Genomic DNA, 18,720 nt, shown 5'->3' with positions numbered 1-18,720 from the left:
CCCTTCAACATGTGGGGTGGGTGGTCTGGCCCGGCTCGGTGACGTCGATCGGGTAGCCGCACTCGGTACAGGTGACGGCATTAGAGAGAGGCTGCATTTCAGCGTCCCCAGCGTCCCCAGCGTCCCCCCTGCTGTGTTCACGCAGGTCAGGGGCGGTGTCCTGGGGGGACGCTGCGAAGAGGACAGCGTCCCCCTCAGCGTCCCCCAGCGTCCCCCCGGTCGAGGTGGGGGACGCTAGCGTCCCCACTCCAGCGTCCCCCCTGTTTCCGCTGGTCACAGCGCTACCGGAGCCGTTGGGGGACGCTGGGGACGCTGTTTCGCACCTTCTATCTGCTGATGCCGTCAGCCGGTACAGCCGCTGCTTCTTCGGGCTGGGCCCGCGCTTGCTGTCGTCGACCTCGATCCCGATCGTGCGCAGCGCGGGGGCGAGCCGCTTCAACTGTCCGCCCGCCCTGGTCGGGTCCTTCGGCCACTTCTTCGGCAGCTTGTCGGGGGTGGGTACGCGCTCCAGCAACTCCGAGGCGGTGAGCGTCACCCCCAGCGGACCGGACCGGTCGACGAGGGTGACGACGGCCTGGGCGAACGGCTCACCGTCGAGGACGTCGGCCACCGCGTCCCGAGCAGTGGCCTTGTAGCTCTCCAGGGTCTTCCAGCCCCTCACCTGGTCGACGGCCGCCAGGACGCGGGCGAAGTCGGCCATGCGGGGACGCTCGGTCAGCTCGACGTCCGGCAGCACCTTCAGTACCTCGGAGAGGAGGTCGAACAGCGAGGCGAGGATGCCAGGGTGGGCGTCGGCATAGGCCCGGTCCATCTCGGCTTCCTCGCGCCGCTCGCGGTCCGGGATGGTGTGCAGCTCGATCGTGAGGAGCCGCTCAGCGAGGTCTCCCGCGCGGGCGCCGGCATCGATGGTGGTCATGGCCAGCACGCGCCGGAACTCCAGGACCACCACGTCGTCGTCGGTGTACAGGGCCCGGTCCACGATGCCGTCTCCGGTCACCGCCCGGCACAGGGCATCGGACAGCCAGTCCGCGATGATGCTCACGTTGTCCAGGCACAGCGCCCAACTGTTGAACGCCTGCGTGGCCCACGACTTGATGTCCCTCGGCGCGGTCCGCTTCGGTGCGCCGGACGGATCGATGATCCCGATGACCATCTTCGCCGCGTACGACTTCCCGGTCCCCTGCTCTCCCCGGAAGGTGAGGATCGGGTGGGGCAGGTCGGGGATGAAGCAAGCGACGATCCAGGCCGTCAGCAGCCGGAAGTGCTCCTCGTCGGTGTTGAGCAGCTCGCCCAGCCTGGCCAGGCCGTCACCGTCTCGTACCGGTTCCGGAAGGGGCTTCATCGCACCCGACCTCCGGAAGAGGACGGGAGACTTCGGGGTACGTTCCCAGCCGTCCGGGCCGATGGTGACGCACCGCCCGTCTGCGGTGCCGAGGTCGACGACGATGCGCTCGTGGTGGCGCCCGATCCGCAGGTGCGGGACGCGCGGGTCCGCCGCCTGCGCGGCGCCTTCCAGCACGGTCATTGCGTCGGCGAGGGCGGACTGAGAGGGAGCGGACCCGCCGCTGCCGTCGGTGTAGAGCAGCGCGAGTTGAGAGCGGAGGCCAGCCTTTCCACGCAGGGGGAGGGCGATGTTCGCGCCGTCCTTCTTCACTCCGTACGGGCGGCCGTCCTCGGACATGAACATCTCGTACTTCTCGCGCGCGAGGGCAACGAGCTGGGACGCCTGCGAGGGACCGCGTTCCTTCTTGGTGCTGGCCTCCACCTCGTCAGCGAGGCCCGCTCGGCTGAGGATCTCCCGCGCCTCGTCGTCGATGTTGTTCTCGTCGTCGCTCATGCGCTCGTCCTCATGGGTGCATTTCGGGCACTGCTCACGGTGCGTTCGGCGGCATGCTCTGGGTGGCCAAGGGAGACAGCGGCGTCGACGAGGGCGCGGCTGATGGAATCAGCGTCGACACCGGTCTCGTACGCCCGGCAGGCCGACCAGTACAACCTGGTGTTCAACTCGCCTTCGGGGGCCTCCAGCACGAACTTGACGAGGCCGACCAGGGCTGCGCCCCGCCGAGGACCGGGAAGGTAGACCGGGGGCCTCCGGACCGGAGGCGGGGGCAGCATCAGGGCGAGCAGCGCATCCGGGAGTTCGGCGGCCGGGCGCCGGTCGACGAACCGGTAGATGCCCTTCGGGGTCCAGGACCCAGGGCCGACGAGGAATCCGCCGTATCCGCGGACGTCAACGCCTGGACCGAGCTTGCTCGCACTGTTGCGGACGGGCGCGCCGGCCGGGCCGATGAACCAACGGTGTTCGCCGCCCGACGGGGTGGCGATGATGGTTGTCTCGGGCACGGTGAAACCGTGCTGCTCGGCAAGAGCGGCGAGGGAGACGACGCCATCCACACCGTTCTTCCGGTCGAGGTCGACACCGAGAAGAGGCTCGTAGCCGCGTCCGCAGGCGATCCCGTATCCGCAGGCATGGGGCGCTGCGTCGAACTGCTCGTCGATCCGCTTCGGGTCGGTCGTTGCGTCGTGGACGCCGTGGCCGAGGCGACCGCAAGTACCGCGGCACGGTGGTGTGCCTGGCGGGTCGTCGCGATGCGGAGACCGGATCGCGGGCAGTTTGGCGCTGCCGATGGGGAAGACGTGCAGGCCGTGTTGGGCTGCTTGGTGCGCGCTCTCGATGGCGCGCAGCCAGGCGCTTCGGGTGGTTCGGTTGCTCACGTGTTCCCCCTGCCGCGACGCCCTCGTCTGGCGGGCTGGAGGTCATAGCGGGTACCGCACGGGGTACGCACGACGCCGAGGTGGATATGGCGGTGCCACCCCTCGCACTTCGGGCAGCGGCCGGTGAACTCGATGCGTCCCCGCGTCGTAAGAACGATGGGTCGTACGACAGGCAGAGGCGGTACCGTGGACTCAGTCCCGCCGCCAAAGAGGACTTGCTGAGACCCGCCGGCTAGCCCCCGGCGGGTCTTCGCGTTTGTCGTCATGCTGCGGCGCCTCCGGTCTTCACCGTCTGGGCGTCCAGCCACTGCTCGATGTCGGTCCACCGGGCGCGGAGGTGGCGGCCGACCTTGATGAGCTTCGGGCCGCCGCCACGGCTGGACCACTGGTAGACGGTCCCGATCGGCACGCCGAGGTATTCGGCGACTTCCTCGGCGGTGGCGAGCTTGCGCCTCTGTGCCTCGGTGACCTGAGGCAGAGCGATATGAGGCATCAGTTCTCTCCTACGTGAAATAGATTCACTCAAGATGGCCGCGATGGCTCCCTCGGGTGAAACAGTGCCTCATAGTGGCGAGTGATGCAAGTTCTCGTTAAGGTGAACTCATGTCACCTGAAGCGGTGGGACCGGTAGAAACCATCGGCCAGCGAGTGAAAGAACTCCGCGCGCGGCGCGGCTGGACCGCGGCCCAGCTAGGCAAAGAACTCGGGAAACACGGAGTCCGCTGGGACCGTTTCGCCGTGGCCAACCTGGAGACGGGGAAACGCAAGAACGTCACGGTGACCGAACTCATGGCTCTCGCCCTGGCCCTCGACGTAGCCCCCACGCACCTGCTCATCCCGCTGGACGATCGCCTGTACAAGATCACCCCGACTTACTTCTTGCCGACTCTCGACGCCCGCGAATGGTTCCGCGGCAACGTCCCGCTGTACGGGATGCACGGGGAGCGGGCACGCACCTATCTGTCCGAGCGCCCCCTTGCCGACCTCGAAGGTCGGAAGCCTGATTTCGCCGAGCTGCGAACCACGCTTGTGCCCGACCCCGACAATCCTGATGACCCAGACCGTGCCGTCCCTCTAGTCAGCTACAGCCGGGGCGAGCCGGAGTCCGGAGACTCATCGGCTGACCCGGCTGACCAGGAGGAAAGTCGTGGCTAACGTCTACGACCGGTGGCACCTCTCCCGCCCGAAGAAGGGGGCCGACCCTTGCGCTGTGCACTCCAGCAAGACGAATGTCCTGGTGCCGAGCAAGGACCACGGCAAGGGGAAGCGCTGGCAGGTCCGTTGGCGTGACGCGGCGGGGGAGCAGCAGAAGGAGAACTTCGCCAAGCGCAGCCAGGCCGATACCCGCGCGGACACGATCGGGGCTGACCTCGCGCGTGGTCTGTACGTTGACCCGGCAGCGGGCAAGGAGAGCTTCCGCGCGGTCGCCGAGCGCTGGCGAACGTCAGCCGTCCATAAGGGCGGTACACCCTCGCGCGTCGAACGGGGCCTGCGGCTGCACATCTACCCGACGTTCGGAGACCGGCCGATCGTCACCATCCGCCCCTCGGAAGTGCAGGCCTGGGTCAAGGATCGCTCGCAGGTTCTCGCCCCGTCCACGCTCCGGGTGACGTTCGCCTACCTGGTCACCGTGATGCACACGGCCGTACGGGACCGGACGATCGCCATCAACCCGTGCGCCGGCATCAAGCTCCCGGAAGTCCGGCGCCCGGAGATTGTGCCCCTTCACAAGGACGCGGTCCGCGCCCTGATCGAGGCGGCTCCGCCCCGGTACCGCGCGATGATCCTGCTCGCCGTCGCCTCCGGGCTCCGCCAGGGCGAGGTCTTCGGCCTGGAGGTGGACTGCATCGACTTCCTGCGCAAGGAAGTGACGGTGCGACAGCAGCTCATCACCCCGGACAAGGATGTCGACGCCGACGAGGATGAGACCCCCGAGCCCTACATCGGCGAGCCGAAGACTCACGAGAGCTATCGCACGGTGCCCCTGGTCGGCCTCGCGGTCGACGCCCTGGCGGCGCACCTCCAGCAGTACCCGGCGGCCGTCGTCGACATCGAGGACCGGACGGACACCCGGAAGCCGAAGCGTCGGAAGGCTCGGATGCTGTTCACCAACGACCACGGCGGGGTGCTGAAGCGGGCCAGTTGGTCGCACGTGTGGGCGCGCATGGAGGTGCGGGCGAACGAGGTGCTCAGCAAGGCGTACGCGGAGACGTACGCGGCGTGGGTGCATCGCGGCCGGCCGGACGGACAGGAGCCCGCGCCCGTGCGGGTGCCGGAGGGGGCGAGCATGCACGACCTGCGCCACTTCTACGCCTCAGCGCTGATCAAGAACCGCGAGAGCGTGAAGACGGTACAGCGACGACTCGGCCACTCGAAGCCCAGCATTACGTTGGATACCTACACCCATTTGTGGCCAGACGACGAGGACACAACCCGGGCGGCCGTCGAGGCGGTCCTCGGCGATGTGCCCGCGTTGTGCCCTCAGGTCACCACGATTTCCAGCTAGTGCAGGTCAGGCCCTTGGGTCACCGGTAGTTCACGTACTGCAGCGCGAAGTCGAAGTCCTTGCCCTTGAGCAGGGCCTGCACGGCCTGGAGGTCGTCGCGGCTCTTCGAGCTGACCCGCAGTTCGTCGCCCTGCACCTGGGCCTTCACGCCCTTGGGACCCTCGTCGCGAATGATCTTCGCCACCTTCTTCGCGTTGTCCTGGGAGATGCCCTCCTCGATCGACGCGAAGATCTTGTACTCCTTGCCGGAGAGCTGCGGCTCACCGGCGTCCAGCGCCTTCAGCGAGATGCCGCGCTTGATCAGCTTGGACTGGAAGACGTCGAGGATCGCCTTGACCCGGTCCTCGGAGTTCGCCTCCATGACGATCTTCTCGGCGGACCATGCGATCGAGGCACCCACGCCCTTGAAGTCGTAGCGCTGGGAGATCTCCTTGGCGGCCTGGTTGAGGGCGTTGTCGACCTCCTGCCGCTCGACCTTCGAGACGATGTCGAAACTGGAGTCGGCCATGTCCTGTGGCTCCTTGTATCGGGGTGCGTATCGATGCGTGTCACTGCGTATCGGCGTGCGTGGGGGCAGCCGCCGAGCCCGGTGTAGGCCCCGGGCCGCATCCGCATAAGCGTAGCCACCCCCTCCCCTCCGAGCGCCGGTCAATCGGGTGGCGAAGCACCCCTGGGCATCGGGTATCGTTTACGTCGTTGCCACGGAGCACCGCCGAAAAGCGGTTCGAGAGGCAGCAGCCCCGGCGGTGTGCCCGAGTGGCCAAAGGGAGCAGACTGTAAATCTGCCGGCTTAGCCTACCCAGGTTCGAACCCTGGCGCCGCCACATGATCGAAAGGGTCTGTGATCAGCAGCAATGCTGATCACAGACCCTTTCGTCGTTCCCGGGGCCTTTCCGAGGCACCGCAAAGGTATCCCGAAGGCGCCCCAGGGGCATCCCCCCGGCCCCCTCCGCCCTGCCGCCAACCTTGACGTGCCCGTGCCACAGCCCTACTGTCGCGACACCGCGTTCACGTTGAAACATAAAGTTCATACACGTGAACGCCTGCTCCGCCAACCGAGTCGAGTCCACAGAGCAGACAGGAAGGCACCCCCCATGCGCATGCGTACGCTGCTCACCTCCCTGGCCACCGTCGTCGCCGTCACCGGCGGCCTCGCCCTCACGGCGCCCGCCGCGTCGGGCAGTACCGGCGCCGCCCACGTCGTCGCCGCACCCCTGGCCGACCCCTCCGTCGCGCCCGGCGGGAACTTCGACCTGGGGGTGTGGCAGCTCCAGGAGCCGATCGGTTCCCCCGGCTCGCCCACGACGATCTCGTCGTCCCGGCTCCAGGGGGCCAACGGGTTCCAGGACTCGTACTTCTACACGGACACCCGTGACGGAGCGATGACCTTCTGGGCGCCGGAGAAGGGCGTCACCACCCCCAACTCGAACTACGCCCGCTCCGAACTGCGGGAGATGAACCGCAGCGGCAGCGCCGCCGACTGGTCGCTCAGCGGCACCCACACGATGAAGGCGACGCTGCGGGTCGTCTCCGTCACGTCGAACGTCTGCGTCGGCCAGATCCACCTCGGCAGCGGAGGCACGTCCACCAAGCCGCTGCTGGAGCTGTACTACCGGTCGAGCGGCGACATCGTCCTCGGCACCGAGAACTCGCCCTCGGGCGGCCAGACCCTGCACACCGTGGGCAACGTCTCGGTCGGCAAGACGTGGAGCTACACGATCGGCGTCTCGGGCGGGAACACCATCAACCTGACGGTCAACGGGAGCACCACGCACTACGCCATCCCGTCGTCCTTCAACGCCTACAAGCAGTACTTCAAGGCCGGTTCGTACAACCAGTCGTCCTCCGACAGCACCACCAAGGGCGCCCGAGTCGCCTTCTACGGCCTCACCGTCGCCCACAGCTGAGCGAGCCTCGACAGCCGACCCGGCCTGCGGCGGGGCAGACTGATCCCATGTCGTCACGCCGCAGAAGCTGCCCCGAGTGCCGTCGTGAAATCGCCGTCGTGGCCGGTCGGTTCGCGCGGCACGACCCGCCCGGCGCCCGGGAGAGCGGGGACCTCGTGTCGTGCCCCGGGTCCCGCCGCCAGGCGGAACTCGGGGCGGCCCAGCCCGCGTTGGACGGGTACGTGGTCCCGGAGTTCCCCGGCCAGATGCCACTCTTCTGAACGGCGGCCCACCCCGCCGCCGGGGAACCCCAGTCGCTCAGATCCTCAGTTCCCCGCCACCGACTTCACCGCGACCGACACCGGCGCGGACCCGCCGATCAACTCCAGCGTCAGGCCGGCCGTCGCCGGGGTCTCCACCAACTCCGCGAGTACGGCGGCCACATCGTCGCGCGGGATCGCGCCGCGACCGGTGTGGGCCTCCAGCCGGACCAGCCCGGTGCCGGCGTCGTTCGTGAGCGAACCGGGGCGCAGGATCGTCCAGTCCAGGGCGTCCAGCCCGCGTACGTACGCGTCGGCCTCGCCCTTGGCCCGCAGATACACGTCGAAGACACCGTCCCCGGAGTGCGTCGGATCCGCGCCCATCGAGGACACGACGACATGACGTCGTACGCCCGCCAGGACCGCCGCGTCGGCGAACAGCACCGCCGAACCCCGGTCGACCGTGTCCTTGCGGGCCATGCCGCTGTTCGGGCCCGCGCCCGCCGCGAAGACCGCCGCGTCCGCGCCCCGCAGCTGCGCCGCGACCTCCTCGACCGAGGCCGACTCCAGGTCCAGCAGCAGCGGTTCGGCGCCGGCCGCCCGTAGATCGTCGCCCTGTTCGGCGTTGCGGATGATGCCCGCGACCTCTTCACCGCGTGCGGCGAGCAGACGCTCCAGCCGCAGCGCGATCTGACCATGACCTCCAGCGATGACAATGCGCATGCCTTCGACCGTACGCCCGGACGGCCGCACGCGCCGCATTACTTCAGCCGCGCCCCAGCGGCGCACACCCGCGACGGACGCGCCGGGCGCGCGGACCCGAGCCCTGGCGCCTCAGGCGTACGCCCCGGCGCGGCGGCAGCCGCTCACGACAACTCGCCCCGTCCCTGCCGGGGCAGCCCCAACTCCGAGCCCGCCGCCGTGTTGCAGTACTCCCGCACCGCGCTGGTCCGTGCCACCACGCGCCCCCGGTGCACCACGATCCGGCTGTACGCCAGCGACAGCGCGCCCGCGAGTCGGTCGCCGCGCACCGCGAGCAGTTCGGCCGGAAATCCCGCCTCGACCCGTACCTCGGGCAGGCCGAGTGCCGCGCGTGCCGACGAACTCACCGTGTCGTAGGCGTCCTCGGGCCGCATCCCGTGGCGCGAGGCCAGCAGATAGGCGGCCTCCAAGGGGTCCCCGCGGCCCACCGGGTTGGACACGTCCCGCAGGGCGCCGCTGCCCGCGGCCACCTGGACGCCGGCCGTGCGCAGCAGTCGTACGGGAGCCGTGCCCCGGCGGTCCACGCCGCCGCAGCCGCCCTGTGGCAGGCAGACCACCGTCACGCCGGCCGCGGCCAGTTGGTCCGCGATCCGCGTGACCGTGTCCGCAGGCAGCCGCCCCAGGCCGCCGCACGGGCCGAGCGTCACCCCGGGGCGCATGCCGCCCGCGACCGCCGCCAGCCGGGCAAGGCGGGTCGGGTCGGCGGCGTCGGTGTGCAGGTCGACCGGACAGCCGTGCTCGGACGCGACTTCCAGGACGGCCTCCACGTACCCCGTCGGATCGGGGTCCAGATCTGGACAACCGCCCACTACGGAGGCACCCATTTTCAGCGCGTCCCGCAGCATCGCGAGCCCGTCCGCCCCCGCCACCCCGGTCAGCAGCCGGGGCATCGCCACCGCCGTCAGCTCCGCCAGCCCCCGCAGCGCCCGCCGCGCCTGGAGTACGGCGGCCAGCGCGCTCAGTCCCTGAACGTCCCCCACGCGCACGTGTGCCCGCTGCGCGGTGGCCCCGTGCCCGAGTTGCAGCAGCGCGGCCTCGGTGGCGCGGCGCTGGACGTCCTCGGGGTCGTAGGAGACCGGTCCGCCTTTCTCGGCCGACAGGGCGGTGTCACTGTGTGTGTGCGGCTCGGCCGGGGCCGGGAGGAGGAGGTAGCCGCTGAGGTCCACGCGCGCGCCGCACGCGCGCGTGGCGTCCGTCGCCAGGCTGCCGGCCGTGCCGACCGCCTCGATGCGCCCGCCGCCCAGCCGTACGTCCACGGTCCGGCCGTCGGTCAGCCGGGCCCCGCACAGCAGGAGCGCGGCCGGGTCGGCCGGTCCCGACGAGCCTGAGGAACCCGACGGGCCGGACGACGAGGGGGACGGCTGGGGCTGGCTGTCGGGCATCGCGCTCCAGGGGCTCAGGGCTTCGCGGGCTCGGGGCTTCGGGGCTCAGGACTGGGGACTGCGCAAAGGGGCGCAAGATCACGCAGAGTGAGTCGAGCCTAGGGCGGTGATCCGCTCACGGCCGGGAGGAGCGCAATAGTCGTACCGGTGTGGTCCCCCATACGTGAGGGGCCCCTGAGGCCTCTGGGAGGGCCTTGGAAGCGGCTGGAGCGGGGCCGCGAAACGGATTTGGGCGAACGGTCGCCGAGCGTGTAATGTCTTCATCGCTCGCCCCAATAGCTCAGTCGGTAGAGCGTCTCCATGGTAAGGAGAAGGTCTACGGTTCGATTCCGTATTGGGGCTCTGGTGTGAAAGGTTCCCGTCGCAAGATTGGGAACTGATCGCATCACAGCGGTGTAGCTCAGTCGGTAGAGCAAGCGGCTCATAATCGCTGTGTCACCGGTTCAAGTCCGGTCACCGCTACTGACAGTAGCCGATTGCGGGGTCGGTCCTTCGATCGGCTACTCTGTTATGCGTTCATAGTCCCATCCGTTCGTCAAGGAGCACTCCTGTGGCTGCCACCGACGTCCGCCCGAAGATCACGCTGGCCTGCGTGGAGTGCAAGGAGCGGAACTACATCACCAAGAAGAACCGGCGTAACAACCCGGACCGTCTTGAGATGAAGAAGCACTGCCCGCGTTGCAATGCGCACACCGCGCATCGCGAAACGCGATAAGAATCAGGCTCGTACACGAGGCCGTCCCCGAAGTCTGGGGGCGGCCTCGCGTCGTTCTTCACACAGCAGGCCAGCCAGCAGCAGGAACAGCAGGAGGTACCGGGCCATGGCGCTCGACCAGTCCTTCGTGGGGCGGACCTATCCGCCCACCGACCCCTACGAGGTGGGCCGGGAGAAGATCCGTGAGTTCGCGGAGGCGGTGGGCGACGCCAACCCGGCGTACACGGACCCGGAGGCCGCCAAGGCGATCGGTCACCCCGATGTGATCGCCCCGCCGACCTTCGTCTTCTCCATCACGTTCAAGGCCGCCGGACAGGTCGTCCAGGACCCGCAGCTCGGCCTCGACTACAGCCGCGTCGTGCACGGCGACCAGAAGTTCGTCTACGTCCGCCCCGTGCGCGCCGGCGACCGCCTCACGGTCACCTCCACGATCGAGGCGATCAAGTCGATGGCGGGCAACGACATCCTGGACATCCGCGGCGAGGTCCACGACGAGGCCGGCGAGCACGTCGTGACCGCCTGGACCAAGCTCGTGGCCCGCGCGGCGGAGGGGAACTGACATGACGGCGAAGATCGCGTACGACGACGTCGAGGTCGGCACCGAGCTGCCCGCCCAGACCTTCCCCGTGACCCGCGCCGCCCTCGTCCAGTACGCGGGCGCCTCCGGGGACTTCAACCCGATCCACTGGAACGAGAAGTTCGCCAAGGAGGTCGGGCTCCCGGACGTCATCGCGCACGGCATGTTCACCATGGCCGAGGCGATCCGCGTGGTCACCGACTGGACCGGCGACCCGGGTGCGGTCGCCGAGTACGGCGTCCGCTTCACCAAGCCCGTCGTCGTCCCGAACGACGACCAGGGCGCGACCGTCGAGGTCAGCGCGAAGGTCGCCGCCAAACTCGACGACAACACGGTCCGCGTGGACCTGGTGGCGACGAGCGCCGGGCAGAAGGTGCTCGGCATGTCACGGGCGGTCGTACGACTGGCGTGAGCTGAGGTAAGGGGCGTCCGCCATTGCGGGCGCCCCTTACGCATGGGTCGGCCGGGCCGATTCGGTCACCGGCAGTGACGCCGGCCGGTATCGGAGCCGTCCCGCCTGTGCGTCGTGTCACAGCGCGGAACGTCGCGCCACTCCCTGAAAGGCCGCCGCGCGGTGCCCCTTGACGTAGTTAGTGATTGAGTACTAACTTTCTCGCATGGTCAGGATGAGCGCAGAAGAGAGGCGCGAGAGCGTCGTCCGCGCGGCGATCACCGAGTTCGCGCAGCGGGGGTACTACGGCACCTCCACCGAGGCGATCGCCAAGCGGGTCGGTGTCTCGCAGCCGTATCTCTTCCGGCTCTTCCCGGGCAAGAAGGCGATCTTCGCGGCGGCCTCGCTGCGGTGCGTGGCGGACGTGTGCCAGGCGCTGGAGGAGGCGGCCGGGGGGCTGGAGGGCGAGGATGCCCTGCATGCCATGGCCGATGCCTACGTGCGGCTCATCACGGAGAATCCCGAGAAGCTCCAGATGCAGATGCAGACGTACATCACCGTGGCCGCCGCCGAGGCGGAGGGTGACCACGAGTTCGGCGAGGTCGTGCGGAACGGCTGGATGAAGCTCTGGGAGATCGTGCATCTACCGCTGGGGGCGGATGTCGAGGAGACCACGACCTTCATGGCGTACGGAATGCTGATCAACACCCTTGCGGCCATGGGTTTTCCGCCCGAGCACCGGGTCTGGGAAGGGTTGTATCCGGAGGCCCGTGTCACCGGTCGGCTGGAGAAGTCGTAGTGGCGGGCAAGGGGCGGATTCTGCGCCTTTTCATGCCCGGCGAAGTTAGTCATCAATAACTAATCATCGGTACGAGCACCCTTTGGGGGAGCGATGTCAGAGCCAACCGCACGTCGCGGGGGAATGGTCTGGGCCCTCGTGATCACCAGCGTCGCCGGATTCATGGCGGCCCTGGACAACCTCGTCGTCACCACCGCCCTGCCGTCCATCCGCAAGGACCTCGGGGGCGCGCTGGGGGACCTGGAATGGACCGTGAGCGCCTACACGCTCACCTTCGCCGTCCTGCTGATGTTCGGCGCGGCACTCGGCGACCGGTTCGGGCGCCGCCGGCTCTTCCTTGTCGGCATCACCGTCTTCACCGTCGCCTCCGCCGCCGCGGCCATGGCACCCGGGATCAACTCCCTGATCGCGGCCCGCGCGGTCCAGGGTGTCGGCGCGGCGATCATGATGCCGCTGACACTGACCCTGCTGACGGCGGCCGTGCCCGTCGCCAAGCGCGGGATGGCGTACGGCATATGGGGCGCGGTGAACGGACTCGCCGTCGCCTCCGGACCCCTCATCGGCGGCAGCCTCACCGAGCACATCTCCTGGCACTGGATCTTCTGGCTGAACGTCCCGCTCGGCCTGGCCCTGATCCCGCTCGCCCGCCTGCGCCTCTCCGAGTCCCACGGCACCGGCGCCCCGCTCGACTTCCCCGGCACCCTGCTCGCCAGCGGCGGCCTCTTCGGCATCGTCTACGGCCTGGTCCGCGGGCCCGCCGACGGCTGGACCAGCTCGCTCGTCCTCACCGGGCTGTTCGCGGGGAGCGCGCTGTTCGCAGGGTTCATCATCTACAGCGTCAACGCCAAGAACCCCATGCTCCCGATGCGGCTGTTCCGCTCCCGCGCCTTCTCCGGGATCAACGCGGCGAGCCTGTTGATGTTCCTCGGGATGTTCGGGTCGATCTTCCTGCTCAGCCAGTACATGCAGGGCGTCCTCGGCTACTCGCCCACCGAGGCGGGCCTGCGGATGCTCCCCTGGACCGGCATGCCGATGCTCGTCGCCCCCATCGCCGGCATCCTCTCCGACCGCATCGGCGGCCGCCCGGTCGTCGCCGCGGGCCTCTTCCTCCAGGCGGCCGGCCTCGGCTGGATGTCCTACGTAGTCACCACAAACGTCTCCTACGGCGCTCAGCTGCCCGGCCTGATCCTCAGCGGCATCGGCATGGCCCTGTTCTTCGCACCGGCCTCCAACCTGGTCATGTCCAGCGTCCGCCCTCAGGAGCAGGGCATCGCCTCCGGCGCCAACAACGCGCTCCGCGAGATCGGCGGCGCCCTCGGCATCGCGATCATGGCGTCCATCTTCTCGGCCCAGGGCGGCTACCAGACCGCCCAGACCTTCGTCGACGGCCTGAAGCCCGCGCTGGTCACCGGCGCGGCGGTGGTCGCTCTCGCGGGAGTCGCGACGCTGCTGATCCCGACGCGGCGGCGGGCGGCGGAGCTCGCGGCGACGTCCGAGTCGGCGGTGGCTTCGGACTCGGCCGGGTCTTCCGAGTCCGACTCGGTACTGGAGAACGCCGGTCGCTGACCGGGATGCCTGTGCACGCACGCGTGGGGCCCTGCCGTTGGTGGTGGGGCCCCACGCGTGCGTGCGGCTTGGTTGGTTGGGCTTGTGTGGGCGGGAGGGTTCGGTGGTGGGGCTTCACGCGTGCGAGCGACTTTGTCGGTGTCGGTGGGGTTCTGCGTGGGTCGGCGTCTGCTGTTGCCGGGGGAGCTTCACGCGCGCGTGGGCTTGGCATTGTGGGTGAGGCTCCACGCGTGCGTGCGGGCGTCCGGCTTCGTTGGTGGGGTTCTACAGGTGTGCGCTCGGCTTCGCTGCGGCGGTGAGGTGGGGGTGGCTGGGGAGTTGGCTGCGCGGGGGTGCGTGGTCCGGGTGGGGGCGGGGCCAGTGGTGGATGCGGTGCGTCGTGCTGGGCGCGGGCCTTGTGCCCGGAGACGGTGCCGGTGCCAGACGTGCAGTGCGCGGCGCACGCGCTGTTGGGCGCCTGCTCGACGGCGGTTGGGGACCCGGGCCGGACACTTGCCTCGTGCTGAGGCGTGTTGCCTTGTGCCGGGTGGGTCTCGTACTCGCCTCCGGCGCGTGCCCTGTACCGGATGCGTGCCCCGTGGCCGATGCGTGCCTCATGCCGGGTCCGGCACCGGTGCTGGATGTGCGCCTGCATGTCGCGCGCTTCTGGTGTCGACCACCCGCCCGGCAGCAGACCTGATGCCTGGCGTCGGACGCGTACCCCGCGCCCCATCGGTGCCCTACGTGCTCTCGGCGCCGGAAGCCCGCCCCACACTGCCCGCCCCACACGCGCAGCCCCCGCCTCCGTCAGACGCCCCGCCCCGCTCACACCACCCGCACCGCCACTGGTCCCGTACCCCCACCCCTCACCGAAATGACCACCCCCACCCCGCCACCCCCGGACTTGTCAGTCCCGTCTCGTAGTCTTGGCCCCGTGCAGGAACTCCACGACGCTCCCCTCGCCCCCCTCACCACCTTCCGGTTGGGTGGTCCCGCGACCCGGTTGATCACCGCGACCACCGACGCCGAGGTGATCGACGTCGTGCGCGCGGCCGATGACGCCGGGACGCCGTTGTTGGTCATCGGGGGCGGGTCGAACCTCGTCATCGGGGACAAGGGGTTCGAGGGCACCGCCCTGCGGATCGTCACCCGTGGCTTCGAACTCGACGGCACGCGGCTGGAGTTGGCGGCCGGTGAGGTGTGGACCGACGCCGTCGCCCGCACCGTGGAGGCCGGTCTCGCCGGTGTGGAGTGCCTCGCCGGGATTCCCGGGTCGGCCGGTGCGACCCCGATTCAGAATGTCGGGGCGTACGGCCAGGAAGTCTCCGCCACCATCACCGAGGTCGTCGCCTACGACCGCACCACCCGTGAGACGGTCACCCTCACCAACGAGGAGTGCGCCTTCTCCTACCGGCACAGCCGGTTCAAGGCCGAGCCCGAGCGGTATGTCGTGCTCCGCGTTCGCTTCGCACTGGAGGACGCGGACGGGCTGTCCGCGCCGGTGAAGTACGCCGAGACGGCCCGCGTCCTCGGTGTCGAGCCCGGTGATCGGGTGCCGTTGGCGCAGGCGCGGGAGACCGTGCTCGCGTTGCGTGCCGGGAAGGGCATGGTGCTTGATCCCGAGGACCATGACACCTGGTCGGCCGGTTCCTTCTTCACCAACCCGATCCTCACCGACGCGCAGTTCACCGCGTTCCACGCGCGCGTGGAGGAGCGTCTCGGGGAGGGTGCGGAGCCGCCCGCGTATCGGGCGGGGGAGGGGCACACCAAGACCTCCGCCGCCTGGCTGATCGACAAGGCCGGTTTCACCAAGGGGTACGGCAGCGGGCCCGCCCGGATCTCCACCAAGCACACCCTCGCCCTCACCAACCGGGGCGAGGCGACCACGGCCGACCTGCTCGCTCTCGCGCGTGAGGTCGTCGCCGGCGTCCACGACGCCTTCGGGGTCACGCTCGTCAACGAACCGGTGACCGTCGGCGTCAGCCTCTGACGCGACCCTCCGTAGGGCCTCAATAGGCCAGCCCCATCCCCTGTTTCACCGTCCGGGGATCGTCCGTCATCGTCAGCATCGCGTGGGCGACATCGGCCCGCCCGATGAACCGGCCCTTGTCCGGGAAGCCACCCACGATCGTGCGGTACGTACCCGTCACCGGCTTGTTCTGCAGGCGTGGCGGGCGCACGCTCGTCCAGTCCGTGGCGCTGGCGGCGAGGGCCGCCTCCATCTCCCGTAGGTCGTCGTAGACATCCTTCAGGAGGGCCGAGATCAGCCCGCGCGCGGTGCGGTCCAGGAGCCCCGCGCCCTCCGGGTCCGGGCCGATCGGGCCGGCGCTCACCACCAGCACCCGGCGCACCCCCTCCGCCTCCATGGCCGTCAGGACCGTACGCGTGAGCCGGGTCGCCACCCCGGCGTCCTTGCGGCTGCGGGCACCGAGCCCGGACAGCACCGCGTCCCGGCCCGCGACCGCCGGGCGTACCGCCTCCGGGTCGGTGAGGTCCGCGCGGAACACCTCAAGGCCCGCGCCCCGTACGGTCAGCCGCGCCGGGTCCCGTACGACCGCCGTGACCTCGTGGCCCGAGGCCAGCGCCTGGCGGACGATCTCCTGACCGATGCCTCCGGTGGCACCGAAAACGGTGAGCTTCATGGCGCACTCCTGCCCCTGAACGAGGTGGGTGAGTGTTTACTCACCCCTGCCTCCCTCTAGAGTGGGTAAGTACTCACCCACCCGTCAAGCCCGAACGGACCCGCCATGGAATCCTTGGGCCCCATGCAGCAGAAACAGGCCGCCGAGCCCGCCGCGCAGAAACCCGCCCGGGTCCGCATCCTCGACGCCGCCCACGAGTTGATGCTCACTGTCGGCCTGGCCAAAGCGACCACCAAGGAGATCGCGAAGGCCGCCGGTTGCTCCGAAGCCGCGCTCTACAAGTACTTCGCCGGCAAGGAGGAGCTGTTCATCCGCGTCCTCACGGAACGGCTGCCCCAGCTCACGCCACTGCTGCGCAGCCTCGCCGCCGAGCCCGGACAGCACTCCCTGGAGGACAACCTCACCGAGATCGCCCGCCAGGCGGCCCTCTTCTACGAGCAGAGCTTTCCGATCGCGGCTTCCCTCTACGCCGAGACCCAGCTCAAGCGGCGCCACGACGAGGCACTGCGGCAGCTCGGCTCGGGCCCCCACAAGCCGATCGAGGCCCTGGACGCCTATCTGCGCGCCGAACAGGCGGTCGGCCGCGTCCGCCCAGCCGCGGACACCTTCGCGGCCGCGTCGCTCCTCCTGGGCGCCTGCGCACAGCGCGCGTTCGCCTACGAGGCCGCGGGGACCGGCGTACGACCGCCCGTGGACGAGTTCGCGCCACGCCTGGCCCGGACGCTGCTGGGCGGAATCTCCGTTGCCGAGGACCCCTCCTGACCGGGACCCTTGTCCTATGAGGCACCCCATATGGAGCTGAGACTCCGCCAGTTCAGACCCCGGTTCGGCCCGCGCGAACACCGTGTCGTCCAGCCCGGTCAACCCCTGCGCCACACCTCACTGCGCGACCAGACGCCGCTCGGGATGCTCATGGGGGACCACGACGGGCTGAGCCGACTGGCCGGGCTGTTCTCGTTCGCCGCGTACTCCCGGCACACCATCGTGCACGTCCCGCTTCGCGAGAGCGTGCCGCCCGACGAGGGGTGCGGGGAACTGGTCGATCTGGTGGTGGCCCACTCGGAGGCGGGCCTGCGCCCCTCCAAGTGGCCCGAGCTGCGGCGGCCGTTGGGGCGCGGCACGCCGCTCACCGTGCGCACGGACGAGGCCCGTACCGAGCGCCACGCGCGCGTGTGGCTGGAGCGGCGGTACGACCGCGGACTGTTGCGGCACACCACGCACGCGCGTACGTACTTCCTGATCGGCGGCCGTGACGTCCTCGCCACCGTCGCCACCCAATTCGCCTACGCGGCCGGCTGGGGGCCGCGGGAGAAGGGGGTCGCCAAGGGGCGGCCAGCGTTCATGGGAAGTCTGCAGCACGAGCTGGAGCCCACGCGCGGCGGCGGGCATCCGCACGAGGTCCTGATCTGTTTCAAGCCGTATCCGCCCTACGCCCACTTCAAGCGACCGGGGCACTGAGCCAGTCGTCGATGCCCGACAGGAGCTTGGTCTTCATGTCCTCCGGGGCGGCCGATCCGCGGACCGACTGCCGGGCCAGCTCGGCCAGTTCGCGGTCCGAGAAGGCGTGGTAGCGGCGGGCGATCTCGTACTGGGCGGCCAGCCGGGAGCCGAACAGGAGCGGGTCGTCGGCGCCGAGGGCCAGCGGGACGCCCGCTTCGAAGAGGGTCCTCAGGGGCACGTCCTCGGGCTTCTCGTAGACACCCAGGGCCACGTTCGAGGCGGGGCACACCTCGCAGGTGATGCCCCGGTCGGCGAGCCGCTTCATCAGCCGCGGGTCCTCCGCCGCGCGCACCCCGTGGCCGACCCGGGTCGCGTGCAGGTCGTCCAGGCAGTCCCGCACCGAGGCCGGGCCCGCCAGTTCGCCGCCGTGCGGGGCAGACAGCAGACCGCCCTCCTGGGCGATCGCGAAGGCCCGGTCGAAGTCCCGTGCCATACCCCGGCGTTCGTCGTTCGAGAGGCCGAAACCCACCACTCCGTGGTCCGCGTACCGCACGGCCAGCCGGGCCAGCGTGCGCGCGTCCAAGGGGTGCTTCATCCGGTTAGCGGCCACCAGGACCCGCATCCCGAGCCCGGTCTCGCGGGAGGTCGTCTCCACCGCGTCCAGGATCACCTCCAGCGCCGGGATCAGGCCCCCCAGGCGCGGTGCGTACGACGTCGGGTCCACCTGGATCTCCAGCCAGCCCGAGCCGTCCCTGACGTCCTCCTCGGCGGCCTCGCGGACCAGCCGCTGGATGTCCTCGGGTTCCCGCAGGCACGACCGGGCCGCGTCGTACAGCCGCTGGAAACGGAACCAGCCCCGCTCGTCCGTCGCCCGCAGCTTCGGCGGCTCCCCGCTGGTCAGCGCCTCGGTCAGGGCGTCGGGCAGGCGTACGCCGTACTTGTCGGCGAGCTCCAGCACGGTGGTCGGCCGCATCGACCCGGTGAAGTGCAGATGCAGGTGGGCTTTCGGCAGTTCAGCGACATCACGTACACGCTCCATCTGGGAATCCTGCCGTACGTTTCCGCCGTCCCGGTACCACTTTCCTCGATCGTGGTCTTGC

Annotated in this window: 20 protein-coding genes and 3 tRNA genes; 15 read left to right on the top strand and 8 right to left on the bottom strand. The window is 69.7% G+C overall.

The genetic code is table 11. From position 1 onward, the window contains the following. Window positions 1–4: 4 nt before the first annotated feature. The 3 genes from OG194_RS18795 to OG194_RS18785 form a co-directional block, all read right to left on the bottom strand. Complete coding sequence (locus OG194_RS18795; RefSeq protein ID WP_327401981.1) at window positions 5–1,837, bottom strand: ATP-binding protein; 1,833 nt, start codon at window positions 1,835–1,837, stop codon at window positions 5–7. Next, window positions 1,834–2,715 carry a bifunctional DNA primase/polymerase gene (locus OG194_RS18790; protein WP_327401980.1) on the bottom strand — a complete coding sequence of 294 codons (882 nt, stop codon included), beginning with the start codon at window positions 2,713–2,715 and terminating at the stop codon, window positions 1,834–1,836. Before OG194_RS18790 ends, OG194_RS18795 begins: the two co-directional genes overlap by 4 nt. A 262-nt stretch (window positions 2,716–2,977) precedes the next feature. Further along, the gene (locus OG194_RS18785) at window positions 2,978–3,208 is read right to left on the bottom strand and encodes a helix-turn-helix transcriptional regulator (protein ID WP_327401979.1); all 231 of its coding nucleotides are present in this window, start codon (window positions 3,206–3,208) and stop codon (window positions 2,978–2,980) included. Between the two features lie 110 nt (window positions 3,209–3,318). Between OG194_RS18785 and OG194_RS18780 the strand changes: the two genes are divergently transcribed. Beyond that, complete coding sequence (locus tag OG194_RS18780) at window positions 3,319–3,870, top strand: helix-turn-helix domain-containing protein (RefSeq protein ID WP_327401978.1); 552 nt, start codon at window positions 3,319–3,321, stop codon at window positions 3,868–3,870. Then, the gene (locus OG194_RS18775; protein ID WP_327401977.1) at window positions 3,863–5,221 is read left to right on the top strand and encodes a tyrosine-type recombinase/integrase; all 1,359 of its coding nucleotides are present in this window, start codon (window positions 3,863–3,865) and stop codon (window positions 5,219–5,221) included. The genes OG194_RS18780 and OG194_RS18775 overlap by 8 nt, the downstream gene beginning before the upstream one ends. Window positions 5,222–5,240: 19 nt before the next feature. On the opposite strand, the gene OG194_RS18770 is transcribed toward OG194_RS18775, so the two are convergent. Then, entirely contained in the window at window positions 5,241–5,729 is a 489-nt protein-coding gene (locus OG194_RS18770; protein ID WP_327401976.1) for a YajQ family cyclic di-GMP-binding protein, read from the bottom strand. 234 nt (window positions 5,730–5,963) lie between these two features. On the opposite strand from OG194_RS18770, the gene OG194_RS18765 reads away from it, so the two are divergent. The 3 genes from OG194_RS18765 to OG194_RS18755 all read left to right on the top strand — a co-directional run bounded on the left by OG194_RS18765 (window position 5,964) and on the right by OG194_RS18755 (window position 7,388). After that, window positions 5,964–6,045 (top strand) — tRNA-Tyr (locus tag OG194_RS18765). Between the two features lie 270 nt (window positions 6,046–6,315). Beyond that, on the top strand, window positions 6,316–7,128 hold the full coding sequence (locus OG194_RS18760) for a polysaccharide lyase family 7 protein (protein WP_327401975.1): 813 nt from the start codon (window positions 6,316–6,318) through the stop codon (window positions 7,126–7,128). A 47-nt stretch (window positions 7,129–7,175) separates the two neighbouring features. Continuing rightward, the gene (locus OG194_RS18755; RefSeq protein ID WP_026150157.1) at window positions 7,176–7,388 is read left to right on the top strand and encodes a hypothetical protein; all 213 of its coding nucleotides are present in this window, start codon (window positions 7,176–7,178) and stop codon (window positions 7,386–7,388) included. Window positions 7,389–7,433: 45 nt separating this feature from the next. On the opposite strand, the gene OG194_RS18750 is transcribed toward OG194_RS18755, so the two are convergent. Together OG194_RS18750 and OG194_RS18745 are read right to left on the bottom strand one after the other, a co-directional pair. Continuing rightward, entirely contained in the window at window positions 7,434–8,090 is a 657-nt protein-coding gene (locus OG194_RS18750; protein ID WP_327401974.1) for an NAD(P)H-binding protein, read from the bottom strand. 143 nt (window positions 8,091–8,233) lie between these two features. Then, window positions 8,234–9,511, bottom strand: a complete 1,278-nt coding sequence (locus tag OG194_RS18745; protein WP_327401973.1) for an amidohydrolase family protein — start codon at window positions 9,509–9,511, stop codon at window positions 8,234–8,236. Between the two features lie 269 nt (window positions 9,512–9,780). Here OG194_RS18745 and OG194_RS18740 point away from each other — a divergent pair. The 8 genes from OG194_RS18740 (at window position 9,781) to OG194_RS18705 (ending at window position 15,528) form a co-directional block, all read left to right on the top strand. Further along, a tRNA-Thr gene (locus tag OG194_RS18740) sits at window positions 9,781–9,853 on the top strand. A 47-nt stretch (window positions 9,854–9,900) separates the two neighbouring features. Further along, a tRNA-Met gene (locus tag OG194_RS18735) sits at window positions 9,901–9,973 on the top strand. Window positions 9,974–10,061: 88 nt separating this feature from the next. Continuing rightward, window positions 10,062–10,226 carry a 50S ribosomal protein L33 gene (rpmG, locus tag OG194_RS18730; protein WP_003948671.1) on the top strand — a complete coding sequence of 55 codons (165 nt, stop codon included), beginning with the start codon at window positions 10,062–10,064 and terminating at the stop codon, window positions 10,224–10,226. Window positions 10,227–10,332: 106 nt separating this feature from the next. Further along, on the top strand, window positions 10,333–10,785 hold the full coding sequence (locus tag OG194_RS18725) for a MaoC family dehydratase N-terminal domain-containing protein (protein WP_327401972.1): 453 nt from the start codon (window positions 10,333–10,335) through the stop codon (window positions 10,783–10,785). 1 nt (window position 10,786) lies between these two features. Then, a complete protein-coding gene (locus OG194_RS18720; protein WP_327401971.1) occupies window positions 10,787–11,215 on the top strand; it encodes a MaoC family dehydratase in 429 nt (142 codons plus the stop codon). Window positions 11,216–11,420: 205 nt separating this feature from the next. Then, window positions 11,421–11,993, top strand: a complete 573-nt coding sequence (locus OG194_RS18715; RefSeq protein WP_327401970.1) for a TetR/AcrR family transcriptional regulator — start codon at window positions 11,421–11,423, stop codon at window positions 11,991–11,993. Window positions 11,994–12,086: 93 nt separating this feature from the next. Beyond that, entirely contained in the window at window positions 12,087–13,559 is a 1,473-nt protein-coding gene (locus OG194_RS18710) for a DHA2 family efflux MFS transporter permease subunit (RefSeq protein ID WP_327401969.1), read from the top strand. A gap of 913 nt (window positions 13,560–14,472) precedes the next feature. Beyond that, on the top strand, window positions 14,473–15,528 hold the full coding sequence (locus OG194_RS18705) for a UDP-N-acetylmuramate dehydrogenase (RefSeq protein ID WP_327401968.1): 1,056 nt from the start codon (window positions 14,473–14,475) through the stop codon (window positions 15,526–15,528). A 19-nt stretch (window positions 15,529–15,547) separates the two neighbouring features. Here the strand turns inward: OG194_RS18705 and OG194_RS18700 are convergent, their stop codons facing one another. Continuing rightward, window positions 15,548–16,180: an NAD(P)-dependent oxidoreductase gene (locus tag OG194_RS18700; protein WP_327401967.1), complete on the bottom strand. Its 633-nt coding sequence runs from the start codon at window positions 16,178–16,180 to the stop codon at window positions 15,548–15,550. Window positions 16,181–16,303: 123 nt separating this feature from the next. Here OG194_RS18700 and OG194_RS18695 point away from each other — a divergent pair, with 123 nt between their 5' ends. Next, entirely contained in the window at window positions 16,304–16,942 is a 639-nt protein-coding gene (locus OG194_RS18695; RefSeq protein ID WP_327401966.1) for a TetR/AcrR family transcriptional regulator, read from the top strand. 30 nt (window positions 16,943–16,972) lie between these two features. Continuing rightward, the gene (locus OG194_RS18690; RefSeq protein WP_327401965.1) at window positions 16,973–17,638 is read left to right on the top strand and encodes a hypothetical protein; all 666 of its coding nucleotides are present in this window, start codon (window positions 16,973–16,975) and stop codon (window positions 17,636–17,638) included. Here the strand turns inward: OG194_RS18690 and OG194_RS18685 are convergent. Further along, the gene (locus OG194_RS18685; protein ID WP_327401964.1) at window positions 17,619–18,659 is read right to left on the bottom strand and encodes an adenosine deaminase; all 1,041 of its coding nucleotides are present in this window, start codon (window positions 18,657–18,659) and stop codon (window positions 17,619–17,621) included. The genes OG194_RS18690 and OG194_RS18685 overlap by 20 nt on opposite strands. Window positions 18,660–18,720: the final 61 nt, after the last annotated feature.

It is taken from the genome of Streptomyces sp. NBC_01288, from assembly GCF_035982055.1.
Taxonomy (GTDB): domain Bacteria; phylum Actinomycetota; class Actinomycetes; order Streptomycetales; family Streptomycetaceae; genus Streptomyces.
This window is presented reverse-complemented; position numbering and strand designations above follow the sequence as displayed.

Bases quoted from the DNA above. Each gene is read 5' to 3' on its own strand.
- OG194_RS18755 (WP_026150157.1), top strand. From the start codon at position 7,176: ATGTCGTCACGCCGCAGAAGCTGCCCCGAGTGCCGTCGTGAAATCGCC.
- OG194_RS18785 (WP_327401979.1), bottom strand. From the start codon at position 3,208: ATGCCTCATATCGCTCTGCCTCAGGTCACCGAGGCACAGAGGCGCAAG.
- OG194_RS18750 (WP_327401974.1), bottom strand. From the start codon at position 8,090: ATGCGCATTGTCATCGCTGGAGGTCATGGTCAGATCGCGCTGCGGCTG.
- OG194_RS18695 (WP_327401966.1), top strand. From the start codon at position 16,304: ATGCAGCAGAAACAGGCCGCCGAGCCCGCCGCGCAGAAACCCGCCCGG.
- OG194_RS18780 (WP_327401978.1), top strand. From the start codon at position 3,319: ATGTCACCTGAAGCGGTGGGACCGGTAGAAACCATCGGCCAGCGAGTG.
- OG194_RS18760 (WP_327401975.1), top strand. From the start codon at position 6,316: ATGCGCATGCGTACGCTGCTCACCTCCCTGGCCACCGTCGTCGCCGTC.
- OG194_RS18770 (WP_327401976.1), bottom strand. From the start codon at position 5,729: ATGGCCGACTCCAGTTTCGACATCGTCTCGAAGGTCGAGCGGCAGGAG.
- OG194_RS18715 (WP_327401970.1), top strand. From the start codon at position 11,421: ATGGTCAGGATGAGCGCAGAAGAGAGGCGCGAGAGCGTCGTCCGCGCG.
- OG194_RS18685 (WP_327401964.1), bottom strand. From the start codon at position 18,659: ATGGAGCGTGTACGTGATGTCGCTGAACTGCCGAAAGCCCACCTGCAT.
- OG194_RS18710 (WP_327401969.1), top strand. From the start codon at position 12,087: ATGTCAGAGCCAACCGCACGTCGCGGGGGAATGGTCTGGGCCCTCGTG.
- OG194_RS18795 (WP_327401981.1), bottom strand. From the start codon at position 1,837: ATGAGCGACGACGAGAACAACATCGACGACGAGGCGCGGGAGATCCTC.
- OG194_RS18745 (WP_327401973.1), bottom strand. From the start codon at position 9,511: ATGCCCGACAGCCAGCCCCAGCCGTCCCCCTCGTCGTCCGGCCCGTCG.
- OG194_RS18725 (WP_327401972.1), top strand. From the start codon at position 10,333: ATGGCGCTCGACCAGTCCTTCGTGGGGCGGACCTATCCGCCCACCGAC.
- OG194_RS18700 (WP_327401967.1), bottom strand. From the start codon at position 16,180: ATGAAGCTCACCGTTTTCGGTGCCACCGGAGGCATCGGTCAGGAGATC.
- OG194_RS18720 (WP_327401971.1), top strand. From the start codon at position 10,787: ATGACGGCGAAGATCGCGTACGACGACGTCGAGGTCGGCACCGAGCTG.
- OG194_RS18690 (WP_327401965.1), top strand. From the start codon at position 16,973: ATGGAGCTGAGACTCCGCCAGTTCAGACCCCGGTTCGGCCCGCGCGAA.